The 1,527-nt window shown below is 44.7% G+C and carries 1 protein-coding gene and 1 pseudogene; both read right to left on the bottom strand.

Translation table 11 applies throughout. From position 1 onward, the window contains the following. Positions 1–733: ComEC/Rec2 family competence protein (locus ACR2F3_RS14270; protein ID WP_432710652.1), on the bottom strand; the 733-nt coding region annotated here is incomplete at its 3' end. Next, positions 733–1,527 (bottom strand): annotated as a pseudogene (locus tag ACR2F3_RS14275) (helix-hairpin-helix domain-containing protein); the annotation flags it as partial. The gene ACR2F3_RS14270 and the pseudogene ACR2F3_RS14275, both read right to left, overlap by 1 nt.

A 1,527-nucleotide genomic window follows, 5' to 3' on the forward strand; every position in this document is an offset into this window, starting at 1 on the left:
CAGCGCGGCCGGAGCGCAGCTCAGGGATATTTCCCTGCGGGCGGCTGTAAATGACCTGTTCCGCGCGATCGATGCCTATTTCCGCGAGGAGCCGGAGCGCGGCCCCGAGAGCGGGACCGGCTCCCTGTTGGAGGCGGTAAATTCTTTGGGGCAACACATAAAGTTGATGATAAATCTGGTGATTCGCCAGGTTGCGTTTATAATCGAATTCTCCTGGGTTTTTTGGTCCATCAACGGGTTTATAGTTTGCCGGCAACATCAACATATCACCATAGCTGATACTGCCAGAGGATTGGTTGTTGATGGGTACGGTGACCAGCAATTTTCCGATACAGGCGAAGCTGCTGTCATGTTGCTGAGTATTAGTCACTTTTGCCTTAAAACGCAGGAGGTTGCCTTTTAACTGGGGCTCTTCATCAACGATGACTTTCAGGAATTCTGCTTGATGGTGGGCAAAATATTTATTTTGAAGATGTTGCAGCTGGATAAGGTAAGTCCAGGATGATGTGAAAAAAATAAGCAGGTATAAAATGGGCCCCCAATACACTTTAAGGCGATAAACCTTTAGTTTCAGGTAGCCGATATTTATAATGAGGAGACCAAGGAAAAGCGTCATGCCTATTAGGGCACAGGCATGCTGTAAGGTTAAGGAAGGAAAACTATGGGCGAAAATTATACCCGCTATGTAAACACACAGGAGGTGAACATACTGGGTTTCTGCGCGGTAAAACATTAAAGCTGGTAACGTAACTGAAGTTTTAATTCAGATTTTTGGTTTCCCTGGATTTCGTCTAATCCAGAACCTACGGTTTCCACATCCCGATAAACTGATAAAGCATACCGGCTCCACAAGTCCATGTGTTTTAATAGTTTATACTTGATGTTTAGGTAAGTACGCGCACCTTTACCATTGTACATGCCAAAGCTGAAACCATAAAGCACATCATCTTCATAGGCATAGACCCGGCTGTTATAAGAGGCCGTGTTGAAATAGGCAAAACGTAAATTGGCTGTTAAACGGGACGACAAGGGCACATAGGCCATGTCCTGGTAAACGAGGTAACCGTATTCGCCGGGGGCTTCGCCTTTTCTGTACTGGCAGAGTTCTAACCGGTTTTGAAAGTTAAATTTCCTGCTAATGCGCCAGTTAACTTCCATACGGTAATTTTGTTTGCTCACCTCATCCAGGAATTTGATGTTGACTGGCAGGTCTGTGTTTTGCTGATTTTGTTTCGTTTTAAAGCGTCCAATTACACTAAAGGTTTTATGAGGACGGTAAAGCAATTGCGTCATTACTTCGAAACCTTTAGAAGCCTCATTTACCCTGTATTTTAACCAAGGGAATTTAAAGATGTCGGAATATACAGACGCTGTCCACTGTGTAGTAGCCGTATAATGAAGGCCTGCATACCAGCTACTTTCATTGTTTGCATCACTTTTTTCTCCGTTGGCTTGGGCAAAGAAGCTATGGTAGTCTGTATCGTAATGCCGGTTTACCAGCACGGCTGATAGTTTTGGAGAAAGACT

Origin of the sequence: Pedobacter sp. (genome assembly GCF_045627485.1) — a bacterium.
Taxonomy (GTDB): Bacteria; Bacteroidota; Bacteroidia; order Sphingobacteriales; family Sphingobacteriaceae; genus Pedobacter.